Source organism: Halosegnis marinus (assembly GCF_029338355.1).
GTDB classification, from domain to species: domain Archaea; phylum Halobacteriota; class Halobacteria; order Halobacteriales; family Haloarculaceae; genus Halosegnis; species Halosegnis marinus.
Genome location: NZ_CP119802.1, coordinates 1896569 through 1910059, shown reverse-complemented (window position 1 = coordinate 1910059; position 13491 = coordinate 1896569). Strand labels below are relative to the sequence as shown.

Below are 13491 nucleotides of genomic sequence, written 5' to 3'. Positions count from 1 at the left end.
ATGGCCCTCGGTATCTCCGCTCTCGCAGAGCAACTGGTCAACGGCCTCACGCTGGGCATCGTCTACGTCCTGTTAGCCGCGGGTCTCTCCATCATCTTCGGCGTCATGGACGTCATCAACTTCTCGCACGGCGAGCTGTTCGCCCTCGGCGCGTACTTCGCGCTCTCGGTCATCGAGCCGCTCGGGGCCGGGACGGGGTTCGTCGTGGCGCTCGTCGTCGCCCCCGTGCTGGTCGGGGTCGTCGGCGCGGTCATCGAGCGGACGACCCTCCGACCGCTGTACGGCCGGAACCCCCTGTACCACATCCTGCTCACCTTCGGGCTGGTGTTGGTGCTGAACGACCTCATCGTCCTGATATGGGGGAGCCAGCAGCGCCAGCTCCCGGTGCCGGAGCTGTTGAACCAGCCACTCGCGGTCGGCGGCGTCTCGGCGTCGGTGTACAGCGCGTTCATGATCGTCGCCGGGACGGCGCTCGCCGTGGGGACGTGGCTCCTGCTCAACCGGACCCGCTACGGGATGATCGTCCGCGCCGGGTCGATGGACCGGGGGATGGTGCGGAACCTCGGCATCGACATCGACCGGTACTACACGCTGGTCTTCGGCTTCGGGGCCGCGCTCGCGGCGGTCGCGGGCATCATCCTCGGCGGCTACCAGAGCGTCAGCCCGGGGATGGGCAACAGCGTCCTCGTCTCGGCGTTCGTCATCGTCGTGCTCGGGGGGCTCGGCAGCTTCCGGGGCGCGATATACGGCGGGCTCCTCGTCGGGGTGGTCCAGACGTTCACCCGGACGTACGTCCCGGTGTTGGAGGGACTGACCGTCTTCCTGTTGATGATAGCCGTCCTGCTCGTCCGCCCGCAGGGGCTGTTCGGCGAGTCCGGCCACGGCGGCGGGGAGAGCGACGGCGACCTCCTCGTCGGGGGGAACGGCGGCGTCCTCACGGCGGCGACCCGGACCAGAATCGGCCGGGCCGCGGTCGCGGGGCTCGCGGCCGCGCCTGTCGTCCTGCTCGCCGTCGGGCAACCCTACTACGTCACGCTCCTCAACACCGTTCTCATCTGGGCGCTGTTCGCGCTCAGCCTCGACATCGTCATGGGCTACACCGGGCTGGTCCCGCTCGGCCACACGATGTTCTACGGGGCGGGCGCGTACGCCGCCGGGCTGGCGATGCTCCACCTCTCGTCGTCGTTCGTCGTCGCACTCCTCGTGGCGGCGCTGGTCGGCGCGGTCATCGCGTGGGTGGTCGGGAGCGTCTCCATCCGCGTCTCGGGCGTCTACTTCGCCATGATAACCCTCGCCTTCGCGGAACTGCTGTATCAGGCCGTGTTCAAGCTCGACTTCACCGGCGGCAGCGACGGGCTGCTCGGCTTCGAGCCGACGCTCGGCGTCGCCGGGTTCGGCCCCGAGTTCGGCGACATCGAACTGTTCGTCGCCGGCGTCGAGATAACGGGCGCGGTCGTGTTCTACTACCTCGCCTTCCTCGTCGTGGTCGGCGCGCTCGTCGGCTCGCGCCGGCTCATGTCGGCGCCGTTCGGGAGCGTCCTCCTCTCCATCCGGGAGAGCGAGGAGCGCTCGGAGTTCATCGGCTACGACACGACGGCGTACAAGCGGCGGGCGTTCGTCCTCGCGGGGTCGCTCGGCGGCCTCGCGGGCGGACTGCTCGCCGTCAACCCCTCGACGTTCGTCATCTCGCCCGACCAGACGCTGGCGTGGATCCACTCCGGCGAGGTCATCGTGATGACGCTCGTCGGCGGGATGGGCACGCTGTACGGCCCGATGGTCGGCGCCGGCCTCATCATCGCGGTCGAGGACGTGCTCGCCTCCGTCACGGACCAGTGGCGGCTGGTCGTCGGGACCGTGTTCATCCTGTTCGTGATATTCGTCCCGCGGGGGCTGGTCTCGCTGCCGTCGCTCGTCGCCGACAGGCGGCGGGCCGGCGGCGGCCCGCCCGGCCCCGAGTCGGGGCGCGAGGAGGTGGCGACCGATGACTGAGCCGATACTCCGGACCCGCGACCTGACGAAGCGGTTCGGGGAACTGACCGCCGTCGACCACGTGAGCCTCTCCGTCGAGCCGGGGGAGTTCAGGAGCGTCATCGGCCCGAACGGCGCGGGGAAGACCACGCTGTTCAACTGTCTCTCCGGCGCGATGAAACCGAGCGACGGCACCGTCGAGTTCGACGGAGCCGACCTGACGCGGACGGCGCCGCACGAGCGGGTCCACCGCGGGCTGGCGCGCTCGTTCCAGATAACGAACGTCTTCGACGCGCTCACCGTCCGCGAGAACGTCCGGCTCGCCGCCCAGTCGGTGACCGGGGAGGTCGGGGGGCGCGACGCGTTCCTCCGGCACAAGGACTCCTTCGAGGGGGTCAACGTGGTGACGGACGACGTCCTCGACCGCATCGGCCTCGCGTCGGTGGAGAGCGAGCCGGCGAGCACGCTCGCCTACGGCGACCGCCGCCGGCTGGAACTCGGGCTGGTGCTCGCGACCGACCCGAAGGTCGTCCTGCTGGACGAGCCGACGGCGGGGATGAGCGGCGACGAGACCAGAGCCACGATGGAACTCATCGGCGAGGTGCTCGACGACTGCTCGCTCCTCCTCATCGAACACGACATCGACCTGGTGATGCGGCTCTCCGACTCGATAACCGTGCTTGCGAGGGGGGAGGTGCTCGCGACCGGCCCGCCCGCCGAGATAGCCGACGACGAGGCCGTGAACGAGGCGTACCTCGGGGGTGTGCGCGGATGAGCGACCCGCTACTGTCCGTGCGCGGGCTCCGGGGCGGCTACGGCCTCACGGAGGTGCTCCAGGGCGTCGACCTCGCCGTCGAAGCCGGACGGGTCTCCGCGCTCGTCGGCCGCAACGGGGTCGGCAAGACGACGACGATGCGGGCGATCACGGGCAACATCGAGCCGACGGCCGGCACCGTCACCTTCGACGGCGAGGACATCACCGCGGTCGGTCCCGAGGGAACCGCCCGACTGGGCATCGGCTTCGTCCCCGAGGAGCGGCGCGTCTTCCCGGGGCTGACCGTCCGCGAGAACATCCGGATGGGCGCGCTCGGCGCCGAGGGAACGGGGCCGGGCGTCGAGGACGTGCTCGACACCTTCGAGAACCTCCGGGAGCGGGAACACAGCCACGCGTCGGTGCTGTCCGGCGGCGAGCAACAGATGCTCGCCATCGCCCGGGCGCTCGTCGGCGACCCGGACCTGCTGTTGCTCGACGAGCCGACCGAGGGGCTGGCGCCGTACGTCGTCCGCCGCATCGAGTCGGTCATCGAGGACCTGGACATGGCGGTGCTGCTGGTCGAGCAGAACGTCCAGGTCGCGCTCGACGTCGCGGACCACGCCTACGTCATGGACCGCGGCCGGGTGGTCCACGAGGGACCGGCCGCCGACGTCCGCGACGACGAGGAGACGCTCGGCCGGTACCTCGGCGTCGGCGACGGGGGTGAGCGGTAGATGCCCGTCGTCCTCCTCGCCGTCGACGACGCCGAACGCGCGGCCTCGCAGGCGGCACAGCTGCTGGACCTGTTCGACGGCGACCGGCTGACCGTGTGGGTGCTCCACGTCTTCGGCGAGAACGCGGAGGGGAGTTCCGTGTCACAGGTCGAGGCGGCCCGGCGCGCCGAGGAGCGGCTCCTCGACGGCGGGGCCGAGGTGACGCTGCGCGGCGAGAGCGGCGACCCCGCGGACCGAATCGTGGCCGTCGCCGACGAACTCGACGTCGACGCCGTCTGTGTCGGGGGGCGCGACCGGTCGCCGACCGGCAAGGCGCTGTTCGGCAGCGTCGCCCAGTCGGTGATGCTGCGGACGGAGCGGCCGGTGCTGTTCTGCCGGCGGTAGCGCCGGCGGTCAGTCGAGCCGGTAGACGCGGCCCCGGAAGGTCGCTATCCGCTCGTCGGCCCCGTCCGTCACCTCGATCTCGTACTCCGCGGTGCGGCCGCCGTCGTGTGTCTCGGCCGCCGTCGCGGTTATCGTCTCCCCGACCTCGACGGCTTCGAGATAGGAGATGTTGGTCTCCAGCGCGACGGCGGTGCGGTCGCCCGCGTTCGACGCGGCCGCGAAGGCGGCGTCCGCGAGCGAGTATATCGCCCCGCCGTGGGGCGTGCCGTGGAAGTTCAGGTGCTTCTCGGCGACGGTGAGCCGCGTCCGTGCCGCGCCGGGCGCGAGGGAGGCGAGCGTTATCCCTAAGAACGCACAGTACGGGTCCGACTCGATTCGACTGCGTGTCTCCTCGTCGACGCCGCTCATAGGGGTACCTCCGATGACGGCGTAATGAAGCTACGCCCCGATGCGGGTGCCGGCGGTCGCCACCTCGGCACCAGCGGTTATTATCCGTGCCGTCGAAGAGCCGTTATGACGCGAGAGCCCTCCTTCGAGGTGGTAACGGCGGACGGAACGGAGCCGGGGAGCCGGCTGCTCGTCGGGACGGCGGGCGTCGGCGTCGCGGGGCTGACGGCGGCGGACCACTTCGTCACGCACGCCGAGACGGAGCGACTGGGCCACGTCAGGAGCCGGAACCTCCCCGACATCACCCCGTTCACCGACGGGCAACCCCGGCACCCGATACGGCTCTACGGCGTGCCCGACGCCGACGTCACGGTGCTCGTGAGCGAGGTGTTCTTCCCCGTCGAGGTCGCGGACCCGCTCGCGGACGCCCTGTTCGACTGGGCGGACGAGCGCGGCATCGAGGAGACGACCGTGCTCCACGGCGCGCCGTTCCCCCACAGCGAGACGGAGCACCGCGTCTTCCACGTCGCTACCGAGGCGTACCGGAGCCGGCACTTCCCGGAGGAGGAGCCCGACATCGGCCCCCTTGCCGGGGGGTTCTTCGACGGCGTCGTCGGCGAACTGCTGGCCCGGAGCCTCGACGGCGACGCGCCGCCCGCCGGCGTGTTGGTCACGCCCACGCATCTCCCCGGCCCCGACTTCGACGCGGCGCTGCGGCTGCTCGACGCGCTCGAACCGGTGTACGGCATCGAGGTCGACGAGTCGGCGCTGCGGGAGCGGGCCGCCGAGACGAAACAGTACTACGCGGACCTCGCCGAACGGATGGCGGCGCTCCAGGAGGGGACGAGCGGCGGGGACGGCCGGGAGTACCCCGGCGACCGGATGTACATGTAGCCGGCGGCGACCCTACTCCCCCGCGTCGAGGGACGCCCGGGCTTCGTCGTCCGACACCTGCGGGAAGGACTCGTAGAACTGCCCGACGGAGCCGAAGTGGGGCGGCGTCTCGACGCAGACGACCTCGTCCGCCTCGGCGGCGAGCCGTTCGGCCGCACCCGGCGAGGCGACGGGCACGGCGAGGACGACGCGCGCGGCCCCCGCCTTTCGCACCTGTGTGATGCAGGCCGTCGTCGTCGCGCCCGTCGCGACGCCGTCGTCCACGACGACCACGCGCTTCCCGCGGAGGTCGAGCGGCGGGCGGTCGCCCCGGTAGCGTTCGACCTTCCCCGCCGCGACCTCCCGCTCGCTGCGGGTCCGCTCCTCGACGTACGCGTCCGTGACGCCCAGTTCGGCGACGAGCGACTCGTTCAGCCACACGGTGCCGTCGGCCGCGACCGCCCCGATGGCGAGCTCCGGGTTGCCCGGAGCCCCGAGCTTACGCGCCGAGACGATGTCGAGCGCGACGCCGAGCGCGTCCGCGACGACCCGGCCGACCGGGAGCCCGCCGCGCGGCACCGCGAGCACGATATCCGCCTCGACGTCGTGGTCGTCGAGCACCGCGGCCAGCCGGCGGCCGGCGTCGGTTCTGTCCTCGAACACGGGAGTCACTTGGTCCCCTCGCCCTTCGTTAGGAGCCGGTTTCGGCCGCTCGGCGGCGGCGGAGACGGGTCTAAGTACTCGTTCGGGTAACTGTCGGACGATGTTCGACTGCTCCGAGGTCGCGAGCGCGGTGGAGAGCCCGTCCGCGGACCCCCGGCTCGACGGGCGGTTCGTCCGGTGTGTCCCCGGGACGGACGGGCGCGGCGCGGTTCTGCTCGTCGGCGTGGTTCACGACCACCCCGCGAGCGTCGTCCGCGTCGCGCACCTCCTCGACGCGTTCGCGCCGGCGGTCCTCGCGCTGGAGCTCCCCCCGCTCTCGGTGCCGCTGTTCCGGCTGTACGGCGACGACCGGTACGTCCCCCCGCGGCTCGGCGGCGAGATGAGCGCCGCGAGTCAGGCCGCCGGGGACGTGCCGACCGTGGGCATCGACGCCCCGAGCCGCACCTACCTCCGGCTGCTCGCGGCGGAACTGCTCGCGAACCCCGCGCCGAGGGGCGTCGTCCGGGCACTGGCGCGGGACCTCGTCTCGGGAGTCGGCCACGCGCTCGCCTGCCGGCTGGGCGCGCTCGTCGGGGCCGTCACCCCGGTCAGGCTCCGGCTGTACTCGCACATCGAGTACGACTGCTCGCTGCTCGACGACCCGACCGTTCAGGCGGACCACGAGGCCGCACACGTGGGACAGCGGCAGGCGTTCCTGCGCGCCATCGAGACGCCGCCGGCCATCGCGCGCATCGACGCCGTCCGCGAGGCCGCGATGGCGACCCGGATCCGGGAGCTTCGCGCGGCGGGCGACGTGGTCGCCGTCGTCGGCATCGAACACCTGGACGCCCTCGAAACGGCGCTGTGACGGCCGGCGGCGACCGTGAAATCGTTTTTATACGAGTTCGACGTAGCTCCGGACGGACAGTGTCACGGGGACACACACCGGGTGCCCGTGGCGTCCCGGAGGCGTGTATCCATGACCCGAGCGTTCACATTCGACGACGAGGGGAAGGAGGTCGTCACCACCGACGGCGACGTGGTCGGCTCGGTGGTGCGTATCGAGGCGGGCGACGCCCACGTCCGGCCGAGGGCCGGACTGCTCGACGGGTGCGGCTCGTGGCTGTCCGGCCCGTGGGACGAGCGGGGCGTCTTCCGGCTCGACGCCGGCCGCGTCGAGCGTATCACCCGGCGGCGGGTCGTCATCGCGACGGCCGGCGGGGAGCGCCCGGCGTCGAGGCGCGAACGACGCGAGGCCGGCTCCGAGTCGGAGTTCGAAGCCGCCATCGAGAAATGAGTACGGCGGGGGAACGCGCGACCGCCCCGTCGGCTACAGGTTCCCCTTCAGCCTGACCTCGTCGTCGGTGATACTGTCGACCTTCGACTTGTCGAGCCGGTAGGTCTCCTCGCCCTCCTCGGTCCACCCGAGCCGTCGCCGGATGCTGCGCGAGAGGTCCTCGTCGGGTGCGATGTGCGCGGACGACCCGGCCGCCATGTCCACCGTTCCGACCGCGTCGCCGTCCGCGGTCACGACTCGTTTCGACTTGTCCTCGGCTTTGAAGTCTCGTACCATAGCTTGGCCTCCGTTCGGCGCGGACGCGCCCGGCCCGGCCGGGCCGCCCGACGCCCGACTACGACTCCGACGAGCCCGTCGATGAAGCTTCAGCATCGAGGCCGAACGTCTTTATCCGGCGGCCCGAGGACGGCGACTACTCTCGGGAGCGGGAGTCCCCCGCGGATGGCCGACGCGGCGAGCGCGACGGCGAACGAGACGACCGCCGCGGCCGTGGGCCCGTCCGGGTCGGCGTCGAACGTCTCGTACACCCGGTCGAGGTTCCGCACGTGCCATCCCTCGCCGTCCGTCGACGCGGCCCCGCCCATCCGAGTCGCCGGCTACGCGAGGGAGCGACTTAGTTAGACGTCGGTGCCGGCGCGAGACCGCGTCCCAGAAGGTTCATGGCCGGCCCTTTACAACCGACTCCAATGACCGGCGTCGAGGTGAGCGTCGTCCTCCCCGCGTACAACGAGGAGGCGACCATCGAGCACACCGTCGAGACGACGCTCGACACCCTCGGCGCCTTCCTCCCCGCCGGGTCGTTCGAGGTCATCGTCGCCGAGGACGGCTGTGACGACCGCACGCCCGAGATAGCCGACCGCCTCGCGGCCGCGGACGACCGGGTGCGCCACTTCCACTCCGACGAGCGGCTGGGCCGCGGCGGCGCGCTCGAACGCGCCTTCGAGGCCAGCCACGGCGACACCCTCGTCTACTTCGACACCGACCTCGCGACGGACATGGCCCACCTGGAGGAACTCGTCGAGTCCGTTCGGACGGAGGGGTACGACGTGGTGACGGGCTCCCGGCGGATGCCCGGCGAGAAGCAGGAGCGCGAACCCGAACGGGGCGTCGCCTCCACCGGGTACAACACCCTGGTCAAGCTGTTCCTCCGGTCGGACCTGTACGACCACCAGTGCGGCTTCAAGGCGTTCGACCGCGCGGCGCTGTTCGACCTGCTCGACGAGGTGGAGGACGACCACTGGTTCTGGGACACGGAGGTGCTCGTGCGCGCCCAGCGCGCCGGCTACCGGGTCAAGGAGTTCCCCGTGCGGTGGACGCCGAAGGGGGACACGAAGGTGGACCTCGTGCGCGACGTGCTCGGGATGGGGAGCCAGATACTCCGCGTCTGGTGGGAGTTCTCCGTCCGGCCGCGCGCCACCCGGCGGGCGGGCCTCGTCGCGGGCACCCTGCTCGTCGTCGTCGCGCTCGCCCTGATGACGGTGTATCTCGACCCCGCGGCCATCCTCGACGCCATCGCGGGCGCGGACCCGGCGCTCGTCGGCGTCTCGGCCGCGGTCTACCTCGTCTCGTGGCCGCTCCGGGGACTGCGCTACCGCGACATCCTCGCGGAACTCGGCTACGACGGCGACCTCGGCTTCCTCACCGGGGCGATATTCATCTCGCAGACGGGGAACCTCGTCTTCCCAGCGCGCCTCGGCGACGGCGTGCGCGCCTACGTCGTGAAGGCGCGCCGCGGCGTCGCGTACCCGAGTGCGTTCGCCTCGCTCGCCGTCGAACGCGTCTTCGACCTGCTCGCCATCACGGCGCTCGCCGGCGCGGTGCTCGTCGGCCTCGTGGCGACCGGCGGGACCGACGGCCTCGCGGCGGCCATCGCCGCCGACATCGGCACCGTCACCATCGGCGGGGAGACCATCGCGCCGGGCGAGGCGGCCCGGACCGCCCTCCGCGTGGCGGCCGGGGTCGGAATCGTCGCCGTCGCCGCCGTCGCCGTCATCGTCGCGAGCGCGCGCCGGGACACGGACCTCGTCGGCCGCGCGGTCCGGTGGGTCAGCGACGACTCATACGCCGCGTACGTGACCGGCGTCATCGAGCGGTTCGTCGGCGACGTGCAGACCGTCGCGGGGACCCGGGCGGCGTTCGCCCGGGTCGGCCTGTCGAGCCTCGCGGTGTGGGTCGTGGACGTCGCCGTCGCCGTCGTCGTCGTCGCGGCGTTCGGCTTCGCGCTCACGCCGTACCTCGTCGCCGTCCTCTTCTTCGCCGTCAGCGTCGGCAACCTCGCGAAGGTCATCCCGCTGTCGCCCGGCGGCATCGGCCTCTACGAGGGCGCGTTCACCCTCATCGTCGTGGCGTTCACCGCGGTGCCGGGGCTGACGGCCGCGGTCGCCATCGCCGTCGCCGTCGTGGACCACGCGGTGAAGAACGTCGTCACCGTGGCCGGCGGCGTCGCCTCCACCCTCCTGTTCAACGTCTCGCTCACCGAGGCCGTCGAGGGGGCGGGCGAGGCCGACGACTCCGTCAGTAGCGGTCGGTGAGGAACGGGCCGAGCGCCCCGGCCACCGCACCTTCCAGCGCCCCCTGTCGGTCGATGACCCCGCCCGTCAGCGCGCCGGCCGCCCCCTGCTTTCGCGCGACGTGCTCCTCGCCGAGCACGTCGTCCATCACCGGGCCGAGTTCCTCGCCCGCGGCGACCCGCGCGGCGATGGACTCGGGCAGGCGGAGCGACGGCCCGCTCCCCCGGCCCCACCGCTCGCCGTCCGTGGCTGCAGCCCACATCACGAGCCACAGCCCCTCCGTGTCGGGGAGGCGCGCGACCCCGCCCTCGATGCCCACGGCGAGGTCGTAGCCGGGGAGAGCGCGCTCGGCGCGCGTCTCCGCGCCGGCGATGGTCTCCGCGAGGCCGTACGGCTGTTCCGCGACGCCCGACTCCACGGGGACCGCCTCGACCGCGGCGTCGGGCAGCGCCGCCTCGACGGCCGCCGCCTTCACCGGGTTCCCGCTGCCGACTGCGACGTGCATACCCCCGTTCGGGCCGCGGGGGATTTGGTCGTTGGTACTCGCCCATCACGGCGTTGTACTCCCGGGTTACAGGGGCCGTAAGCGGCGAATACTGCCGTTCTGTCGTCCGCGGACCGTCACGCTTATACGGTGATTCCGCGAAGCCGAGCCAAGCGTTCGCTACCCGGGCTTTTGCGGTCCCGTCCGACCCCCGGTAGCCCCTGCCGACTCACCCAGACCCATGAGCGACCACCTTCGCACCCGACCGACCGACGAGACGGAACAGGAACGAGAGGAGACGACCGGCTGCCCCGAGTGCGGCGGCGACCTCTCCACCAGCGGCTCGAACGAGATCATCTGCGAGGACTGCGGCCTCGTCGTGGACGAGGACAACATCGACCGCGGGCCGGAGTGGCGCGCGTTCGACTCCGCGGAGAAGGACAAGAAGTCCCGCGTCGGCGCGCCCACGACGAACATGATGCACGACAAGGGGCTCTCGACGAACATCGACTGGCGGGACCAGGACGCCTACGGAAACTCCCTCTCGTCGAACCAGCGCCAGAAGATGCAGCGGCTGCGCAAGTGGAACGAGCGCTTCCGCACCCGCGACTCCAAGGAGCGCAACCTCAAGCAGGCGCTCGGGGAAATCGACCGCATGGCCTCCGCGCTGGGGCTGCCGGAGAACGTCCGCGAGACGGCCTCCGTCATCTACCGCCGCGCGCTCGACGAGAACCTCCTGCCCGGCCGCTCCATCGAGGGCGTCTCCACCTCCGCCGTCTACGCCGCCGCCCGGCAGGCCGGCGTCCCCCGGAGCCTCGACGAGATAACCGACGTCTCGCGCGTCGAGAAGGACGAGATAGCCCGCACCTACCGCTACGTCGTCCGCGAACTCGGCCTCGAAGTCGCCCCGGCCGACCCCGAGAGCTACGTCCCCCGCTTCGCCTCCTCGCTCGGCCTCTCCGACGAGGCGGAGAACCGTGCGCGCAAACTGCTCCGCAACGCGAAGGAGCAGGGCGTCCACTCCGGCAAGTCGCCGGTCGGCCTCGCGGCCGCGGCCGTCTACGCCGCCGCGCTCCTGACGAACGAGAAGACCACGCAGGCGGCGGTGAGCGAGGTGGCGGACATCTCCGAGGTCACCATCCGCAACCGCTACCACGAACTGCTGGAGGCCGAGCAGGGCCTCCCGATGGCCTGAGCCGGCCGTTCCTTCTCCGTCCCGCGTTCGAGCCCGCGAGCGGCCGCGCCGTCGCCCGGTCCGGGCCGGAAGGTTCACGTGAACCCGGGCGGTCGTATCGGGCATGGCAGCCGGGCAGGGGCGCGAGCGCGACGGGATACTCGACGGCATCAAGGTCGACGTCGTCGCCCTCCACGAGTCGTGGATGCAGGTGCTGTTCCCGCGACAGCGCGGACGCGCACACTCCGTGCTCGGCAAGTGGAAGCCGACGTCGACGGCGGACAAGATCAAGTACCGCGTCTGGAGCGCAATCGGCGTCCCGCTCATCGCGGTGTTGTACCCGCTCGCCCTGCTCGGCTTCGCGACCCGCTTCTACACCCGGCGTATCGACAGCGGCGTCACCCGCATCGGCGCCGTGGGGACGCTCCTGCTCGCCGTCGTGGTCTGGGGCGCGCTCACCGTCGTCGCGCGCTTCCGGTTCGGCGCGACCGCGGAGGGCTTCTTCGCCGTCGCCGCCGCCTCCGTCACGGCCGTCGTCGCCAGTCTGCTCGCGTACGGCTTCCTCCGGCTCGACGGCCGCCCAGTCACCGTGTTGTTCGCCTACCCGTTCGCGATGACGGCGCTGTTCCTCCCGCCGGTCGTCGCGGCGCTGTACTCGCCGACCGTGGCGAACGCGGTCCTCCCGGGGAGCCTCGACCTCGCGCAGTACTTCCTCGACAACGTCGCCCCCCGGCGGCTCTCGCGGTTCCTCCGCGCGAGCTACGACCTCGAAGGGGTCGCGTACGTCATCATGTGGTTCGCCATCGCCGTGCCGGTCGGGTGGCTGCTCGGCATCGTCGTCTCGCTCGCCGACGTGGTCCGCCCGAAGGACGACGACGGCGACGACGAGTAGGGCCGCGACCGCGGGCCTCAAGCCGCTGGCGTCCCTGGTTCGGGTATGGAACGCGACTCGGTCCTCATCTACGACGGCCGGCGGCGGCTGTTCCGCGCCGTCGCGCGGGCCGTCGGGTCGCGGCTCGACTCGGTCCGGGTCGTCGGCTGGCAGACCGACGCCGCACAGCGCTTCCTCGACGCTCAGTTCGACGCGCGCCCGTTCGCCTTCCTCCTCGTGGACGACGAGGAGGTCCACGCCGGCGGGCGGACGCTGGCACGGCTGCTGCGCGACCACGGCGCGGGCGACCGCCTCGCCGCGCGCGTCGAACGGCTCTACGGCCGCGCCGCCGGGCCGATGGGCCGACTGCTCCACGGACAGGAGCCGGCCGACCTCGACGGGAGCTTCCGGCTCACCGAGGAGGCGCGCGGGCTGTTGCCGCGGCTCCGCGGGCAGGGCACCGCGATTCCGGTCCGGGAGTCAGACGGAGACGGCGCGGGCGATAGCCTCCCCGATTGAGGTCCGCTCGACGGGGACGACGTTCTGGAGGTCCCGGTCCGGGTCGACGGTGACCGGGTGACGCATGCTGCTCACGAGCGCCCGCGCCACGGGGAACTGCACGTCCGTCGTGAGCCGCAGCCAGTGCGAGGAGAGCTCCGGCGACATGACGGGGACGGGGACGATGAGGACGCGCCGGCCCTTCCGCGCGGCCGTCTCGCGCATCAGTCGGGCGTACGACCACACCTCCGACGCGCCGATGTCGTAGGTGCCGCCGCGCGTCCCCTCGGCGTCGAGCACGCCGACGAGGTAGGCGATGGCGTCCTCGACGGCGACGGGCTGACACGGGGTGTTCACCCACTTCGGGACGACCATCACCGGGAGGCGGTCGGTGAGGTCGTCCACGATGCGGAAGCTCGCGCTCTCGGGGCCGACGATGATGGCCGCCCGGAGAACGGTGAGGTCGTAGCTGCCGCCCGCGAGCACCCCCTCGACCTCGCGCCGCGAGGCGAGGTGCGGCGAGAGGTCCCCCTCGTCGCCGCTGATGCCCGAGAGATAGACGACGCGGTCCACGCCGGCCCCGGTGGCGATGTCGCGGAAGCGCGCCGCGTACCGGCGGTCGCGCTCGGCGAAGTCCTCGGCCGTCAGCGAGTGGATGAGGTAGTAGGCGGCGTCGACGCCCTCGCACAATCCCCCGAGCGAGGCCGGGTCGCCGAGGTCGCCCTCGAACGGCTCGACGCCGTCGGGCCAGTCGGTGTCCCCGGCGCTGCGCGAGAACGCGACCACCTCGTGGCCGGCCTCCGCCAGCGTCGCGACCAGCCGTTCGCCTACGAACCCCGTGGCACCGACGACGAGTACGCGCACACCCTCCGTAGGGGCGGCCCGGTCAAGACAGTTGGCCCCGCCGCGGCGTAT

Annotated in this window: 17 protein-coding genes; 11 read left to right on the top strand and 6 right to left on the bottom strand. The window is 71.9% G+C overall.

The window, feature by feature from the left end:
• The 4 genes from P2T37_RS10615 to P2T37_RS10600 are packed head-to-tail and all read left to right on the top strand — an operon-like array spanning position 1 to position 3840.
• A complete protein-coding gene (locus tag P2T37_RS10615; RefSeq protein WP_276233908.1) occupies positions 1-1989 on the top strand; it encodes an ABC transporter permease in 1989 nt (662 codons plus the stop codon).
• Complete coding sequence (locus P2T37_RS10610) at positions 1982-2743, top strand: ABC transporter ATP-binding protein (protein WP_276233907.1); 762 nt, start codon at positions 1982-1984, stop codon at positions 2741-2743. Before P2T37_RS10615 ends, P2T37_RS10610 begins: the two co-directional genes overlap by 8 nt.
• Entirely contained in the window at positions 2740-3456 is a 717-nt protein-coding gene (locus P2T37_RS10605) for an ABC transporter ATP-binding protein (RefSeq protein WP_276233906.1), read from the top strand. The genes P2T37_RS10610 and P2T37_RS10605 overlap by 4 nt, the downstream gene beginning before the upstream one ends.
• Positions 3457-3840, top strand: coding sequence for a universal stress protein (locus P2T37_RS10600; RefSeq protein WP_276233905.1), 384 nt, complete (start codon positions 3457-3459; stop codon positions 3838-3840).
• A gap of 9 nt (positions 3841-3849) precedes the next feature.
• On the opposite strand, the gene paaI is transcribed toward P2T37_RS10600, so the two are convergent.
• Positions 3850-4248, bottom strand: coding sequence for a hydroxyphenylacetyl-CoA thioesterase PaaI (gene paaI, locus P2T37_RS10595; protein ID WP_276233903.1), 399 nt, complete (start codon positions 4246-4248; stop codon positions 3850-3852).
• Positions 4249-4353: 105 nt separating this feature from the next.
• Here paaI and P2T37_RS10590 point away from each other — a divergent pair, with 105 nt between their 5' ends.
• A complete protein-coding gene (locus P2T37_RS10590) occupies positions 4354-5121 on the top strand; it encodes a proteasome assembly chaperone family protein (RefSeq protein WP_276233902.1) in 768 nt (255 codons plus the stop codon).
• Between the two features lie 12 nt (positions 5122-5133).
• Here the strand turns inward: P2T37_RS10590 and P2T37_RS10585 are convergent, their stop codons facing one another.
• Positions 5134-5763, bottom strand: coding sequence for a phosphoribosyltransferase (locus P2T37_RS10585; RefSeq protein ID WP_276233901.1), 630 nt, complete (start codon positions 5761-5763; stop codon positions 5134-5136).
• A gap of 100 nt (positions 5764-5863) precedes the next feature.
• Here P2T37_RS10585 and P2T37_RS10580 point away from each other — a divergent pair, with 100 nt between their 5' ends.
• Both P2T37_RS10580 and P2T37_RS10575 read left to right on the top strand, forming a co-directional pair.
• Entirely contained in the window at positions 5864-6610 is a 747-nt protein-coding gene (locus P2T37_RS10580) for a hypothetical protein (protein WP_276233900.1), read from the top strand.
• A 111-nt stretch (positions 6611-6721) separates the two neighbouring features.
• Complete coding sequence (locus P2T37_RS10575) at positions 6722-7039, top strand: hypothetical protein (protein WP_276233899.1); 318 nt, start codon at positions 6722-6724, stop codon at positions 7037-7039.
• Between the two features lie 33 nt (positions 7040-7072).
• Here P2T37_RS10575 and P2T37_RS10570 read toward each other — a convergent pair whose 3' ends face one another.
• Together P2T37_RS10570 and P2T37_RS10565 are read right to left on the bottom strand one after the other, a co-directional pair.
• Positions 7073-7315 carry a hypothetical protein gene (locus tag P2T37_RS10570; protein ID WP_276233898.1) on the bottom strand — a complete coding sequence of 81 codons (243 nt, stop codon included), beginning with the start codon at positions 7313-7315 and terminating at the stop codon, positions 7073-7075.
• A gap of 89 nt (positions 7316-7404) precedes the next feature.
• A complete protein-coding gene (locus P2T37_RS10565) occupies positions 7405-7623 on the bottom strand; it encodes a hypothetical protein (protein WP_276233897.1) in 219 nt (72 codons plus the stop codon).
• 102 nt (positions 7624-7725) lie between these two features.
• Between P2T37_RS10565 and P2T37_RS10560 the strand changes: the two genes are divergently transcribed.
• Complete coding sequence (locus P2T37_RS10560) at positions 7726-9570, top strand: flippase-like domain-containing protein (protein ID WP_276233896.1); 1845 nt, start codon at positions 7726-7728, stop codon at positions 9568-9570.
• Here the strand turns inward: P2T37_RS10560 and P2T37_RS10555 are convergent.
• On the bottom strand, positions 9554-10054 hold the full coding sequence (locus P2T37_RS10555; RefSeq protein WP_276233895.1) for an inosine/xanthosine triphosphatase: 501 nt from the start codon (positions 10052-10054) through the stop codon (positions 9554-9556). The two genes, P2T37_RS10560 and P2T37_RS10555, sit on opposite strands and share 17 nt — an antisense overlap.
• A gap of 220 nt (positions 10055-10274) precedes the next feature.
• Between P2T37_RS10555 and P2T37_RS10550 the strand changes: the two genes are divergently transcribed.
• The 3 genes from P2T37_RS10550 (at position 10275) to P2T37_RS10540 (ending at position 12597) form a co-directional block, all read left to right on the top strand.
• Positions 10275-11228: a transcription initiation factor IIB gene (locus P2T37_RS10550; RefSeq protein WP_276233894.1), complete on the top strand. Its 954-nt coding sequence runs from the start codon at positions 10275-10277 to the stop codon at positions 11226-11228.
• Positions 11229-11331: 103 nt separating this feature from the next.
• Complete coding sequence (locus tag P2T37_RS10545; protein WP_276233893.1) at positions 11332-12099, top strand: hypothetical protein; 768 nt, start codon at positions 11332-11334, stop codon at positions 12097-12099.
• 45 nt (positions 12100-12144) lie between these two features.
• The gene (locus P2T37_RS10540) at positions 12145-12597 is read left to right on the top strand and encodes a hypothetical protein (protein WP_276233892.1); all 453 of its coding nucleotides are present in this window, start codon (positions 12145-12147) and stop codon (positions 12595-12597) included.
• Here P2T37_RS10540 and P2T37_RS10535 read toward each other — a convergent pair.
• The gene (locus P2T37_RS10535; RefSeq protein ID WP_276233891.1) at positions 12559-13440 is read right to left on the bottom strand and encodes an NAD(P)H-binding protein; all 882 of its coding nucleotides are present in this window, start codon (positions 13438-13440) and stop codon (positions 12559-12561) included. The two genes, P2T37_RS10540 and P2T37_RS10535, sit on opposite strands and share 39 nt — an antisense overlap.
• Positions 13441-13491: the final 51 nt, after the last annotated feature.